This window comes from bacterium, assembly GCA_035530055.1.
Classification (GTDB): domain Bacteria; phylum UBA6262; class WVXT01; order WVXT01; family WVXT01; genus WVXT01.
Window position 1 is genome coordinate 1 of the sequence record DATKVN010000058.1, and the last position, 4,134, is coordinate 4,134.

Genomic DNA, 4,134 nt, shown 5'->3' on the forward strand with positions numbered 1-4,134 from the left:
GAACTGGAATATGAGATATTCCAGGATATAAGGAAGAGAGTGATTGGCGAGGCGAGAAAGATTCAGGAAGTGGCGAGGACGATTGGCGAGATAGACGTTCTGAATTGTCTTGCGGAAGTTGCAGCAAATAATAACTATACAAAGCCTGTTTTGAATGATGGAGAGGTTATCTCCATTAAAGCAGGTCGCCACCCTGTTGTGGAAAAGATGCTGATTGGCGAGAAGTTCATCCCCAATGATACATATCTGGATGAGTGTGAGAATCAAATTCTTATTATTACCGGTCCAAATATGGCGGGAAAATCTACCTATATTCGCCAGGTAGCGATGATTGTTCTTCTGGCACAGATGGGGAGCTTTGTTCCTGCTGAAGAGGCGACAATTGGCATAGTTGACCGTATCTTCACCCGCATCAGCACCAGAGATACTATTTCCCGGGGCGAATCTACGTTTATGGTGGAGATGATTGAGACTGCCAATATCCTGAACAATGCAACTTCCAGGAGCCTTCTTATCCTGGATGAGATTGGTCGGGGAACGTCCACGTTTGATGGCATCAGCATTGCCTGGGCAGCAGTGGAATACCTGAACAGTATGGCAAAAGGAACGCAGGCCTCTGGTGAATCTGAAAGACCTTTGGGTCCCAGGACTCTATTTGCTACCCACTATTTTGAGCTGACCGAGCTGGCGCAGACTCTATCAGGGGTGAAGAACTACAATTTTGCTGTTCGGGAATGGGGAGACAAGGTCATTTTCTTGCGTAAATTAATAGAAGGGAGCGCGGATAAGAGCTATGGAATCCACGTAGCTCAGCTGGCTGGGCTGCCAAAGGAGGTGTTAGAAAGGGCAAAAGAGATACTTTACGATTTGGAGAAGAATTCTTACCGGGAAGATGGAATGCCTAAATTGGCGAAAGTGGAAAAAGAGGCAAAGCAGCTTTCTCTATTTGCTGAAAGAGAGAAGAGTCTCCTTAAGGAATTGAAGGAGATAAAAGTAGAAGAGATGACGCCAATAGAGGCGTTGAATAAGCTGCAGGAGTTGAAGAAGAAGGTAAAGAAAGGGGGGAATTGAGTATGGTAAAGGAAAGAAGAAAGCATAGACGGATTCCCACAGTAACGGTTGTCAAGGAGGCTCTGGTTGAATCGCCGGAAGCGAAACTGAAGAAAGAAATTCCGGCAATCATCTACAATGTAAGTGCTGGGGGCATGGCGCTCATAACTTTTCTATCCCTTCCTGTAGATGCTTCTATCAATTTGAATTTCAACCTGGATGGTCTGAAATTGAAGGATGTGGAGGGGAAAATAGTTCGGGTTGAAGGGAAAGAGAAGACATATTTAATTGTTATTGCCTTCACTAAAATAAAGGCGGAAGTTAAGAAACGCATCAACATGATGGCGGATGCTTTCGACCTTTGCGAAACAAGAAGAATGATGGGCGAGGAAAAGATATGTTCTGCAGAATGTACTTACTATCAATTGTGCGCCAAGCCGATAAAAGTGGAAATTAACAGATATAAAAATTAAATTGGCACTCTGAAGAGCACTCGACCGAATTAGCAACATAGGTAGTGTAGGGGCTTGTCCCCGTAAACATTACGCCCATGAAGGGCTACACTACCCTCGTAGACATTACGCCCATAAAGGGCTACACTAATTACGCCCACAAGGGGCTACACTACTTACAAATTTTGGAGAAGACCAAAATGGCGGGTAAAATTGAAATTTTATCTGAAGAAGTGATAAACAAGATAGCTGCTGGAGAGGTTGTGGAGAGACCAGCATCGATTGTCAAGGAACTGGTAGAAAACTCTCTGGATGCCGGGGCAAAGCATATTACCATAGAAATAGGAAGCGGGGGAAAGAAATTAATCCGGGTAATTGATGACGGCTCAGGCATGTCCAGAGAAGATGCCGAATTGGCTCTTCAGCGCCATGCTACCAGTAAGATAAAGGAGTTAGAAGACCTTCAGTCAATTAGCACTTTAGGATTTCGCGGAGAGGCTCTACCCTCAATTGCAGCTGTAGCTAATTTGACTTTACTTACCCGGAGTGAAGAGAGTCCTGTAGGTTGTCAGGCAAAAGTCAAGGGTAATTCTTTTGAACTCTTGGAAGCAGGAAGTCCGCCGGGAACTACAGTAATAGTGGAAGACCTCTTCCTTAATGTCCCGGCGCGCCTGAAGTTTTTGAAGGCGGATTCCACAGAGAGTAGGCAGATAACCAGAGCAGTTCAGAATTTCGCCCTGTCTCATCCCCAGGTAAGTTTTGAATTAAAAGAGGACGGTCGACATATCATAAAGAATCTTCCCCGAGAACAGACCTTACTGGAAAGAATCGCTTCTCTATACGGAACTAAAATAGTGGAGGACCTCGTTCCCCTGCAGTTTGAAAATAAGTTTTTGAGAATTTCCGGTTTCATTACCAAACCTAATCTTTCTTATACTAATCGCCAACACCAATTTTTATTCGTAAATAAACGGGCAATTAGCAGCCGGCTAATCAGCCACGCTACTTGGGAAGGATATAAGGATTTTCTGCCACCCTCACGCCACGCAGGTGTTTTCCTTTCCATAGAGATTGGACCATCTCTAGTTGATGTAAACGTTCATCCCACAAAAAAGGAAGTGCGCTTTGTCAACGAGCCAACGATACACACAATTGTTATGCAGACTATCAAGCAAAATCTACATAAAGAAGTCACAATGGTGGAAATAGAGGAGAAGACTACCTATCCTGAAGGTTCGTCTTTTCGGAAAAGAAGAATTGAAGAAGCAATGAAAGACTATTTAGTGAAAAGCCAGAAGTGGCAGGGATCGATTTCTCCAGAGGAGTTGTTCCAGCCAAAGAAGTTCCACATTCCTGAGCCAGAAAAGAGAATAGAAGTGAAGAAAGAAGCGATGGTGGCGCTGGGACAATTAGATAACCTGTACATAGTTGCTCGCAGTGCAGATGGAATAGTAATTCTGGACCAGCATGCAGCCTGGGAACGAATCCTATTTGAACAGCTGGAAAATGACTATAAAGACCAAAAAATAGAGTCGCAACGCCTTCTATTTCCCATCCAGATTGAACTACCTCCTCATAATGTCCAGGTATTAATAGCGAACACAGACCTTTTCTCCAAATTGGGCTTTGAAGTGGAACAGTTTGGACGCTCTTCTTTCCTGGTAAAAGCCACGCCACATATCCTGGGAAAGGAAATTAAGAAGCAATTTATTATCGACCTCGTTGATGAGATTTCTGATGAAGTGAAAAGAAAAGAGAGTAAGAAGATGGTTGTAGAAATCTCTTCTGATATATTTAAAATTATGGCTTGCCGGGCAGCAATTATGGCTGGGCAGAGCTTGAACAATAGAGAGATGGACGAAGTAGTGAGGAGACTCAATAGGTGCGAATCTCCTCATATCTGCCCCCATGGCAGGCCAACAATGATTAAATTGACCAGGGAAGAGCTGGATAGAAGGTTCAAAAGATAAAAAAGTGACAGGTACTTTTTCAAAAAAGGGGTCAGAGTCATTTTTTGTTTCACTCCTGACCGTTAAGGCCCAGAATGGGCAGGCCCTTAAGGCTCGGGACGGGCAGGGAGCATGGGCAGGCTTAATCCTCCCCAGAGGGGAGAGGAAATAATAAGGGGGAAGAATAGATCTTCTCCCGCTTGAAAAGAGGATAAAAATAGTGCTTTTTGGAGAAATTAACCAAGTTCTCCTACGAGAAAATAATTTTGTGAGAGGCACAAATTGGAATAAATAAGGGGGTTCTATTCGTATGGAAATACCTGTTTGGTTAATTCCAGATAGAAGGAAATCACCAGCTGTTAGGGGTGGTAAAAGGAAATCTCCTGAAAGGAGAAGTTCTCCTCGTTTTACCGTGCATTTGCCAGTTAAGGTTAGGGTCAAGGATTTGGAAAAAAATATTTCTACTAGTATTAAAGGGAAAATTGTCAATTTAAACGAATCGGGAGTGGACCTTATTTTGGAGAAACCCTTAAATGGCTCTCCCAGATTGTCTCTTAATATAGAATCTACCTACGATGCACTGAATAGAGCTATACCGGTTGAATTGATGTGGACTGCTCCGAAGACAAAGAAGAGAGAATTCCTGTATGGGTTCAAATTTTTGAAACTAGACGTGGAACAGC

The 4,134-nt window shown here is 43.4% G+C and carries 4 protein-coding genes; all 4 read left to right on the plus strand.

Features of this window, described 5'->3' with window-relative positions; translation table 11 throughout:
• The coding region (locus VMW39_04930; GenBank protein HUW23354.1) for a DNA mismatch repair protein MutS at nt 1–1,071 on the plus strand (1,071 nt) is incomplete at its 5' end.
• Between the two features lie 2 nt (nt 1,072–1,073).
• A complete protein-coding gene (locus tag VMW39_04935; GenBank protein ID HUW23355.1) occupies nt 1,074–1,523 on the plus strand; it encodes a PilZ domain-containing protein in 450 nt (149 codons plus the stop codon).
• Nucleotides 1,524–1,702: 179 nt separating this feature from the next.
• Entirely contained in the window at nt 1,703–3,472 is a 1,770-nt protein-coding gene (mutL, locus tag VMW39_04940) for a DNA mismatch repair endonuclease MutL (GenBank protein ID HUW23356.1), read from the plus strand.
• Nucleotides 3,473–3,761: 289 nt separating this feature from the next.
• A partial coding sequence (locus tag VMW39_04945; GenBank protein HUW23357.1) for a PilZ domain-containing protein occupies nt 3,762–4,134 on the plus strand: 373 nt, incomplete at its 3' end.

Bases quoted from the DNA above. Each gene is read 5' to 3' on its own strand.
- VMW39_04935 (HUW23355.1), top strand. From the start codon at position 1,074: ATGGTAAAGGAAAGAAGAAAGCATAGACGGATTCCCACAGTAACGGTT.
- mutL (HUW23356.1), top strand. From the start codon at position 1,703: ATGGCGGGTAAAATTGAAATTTTATCTGAAGAAGTGATAAACAAGATA.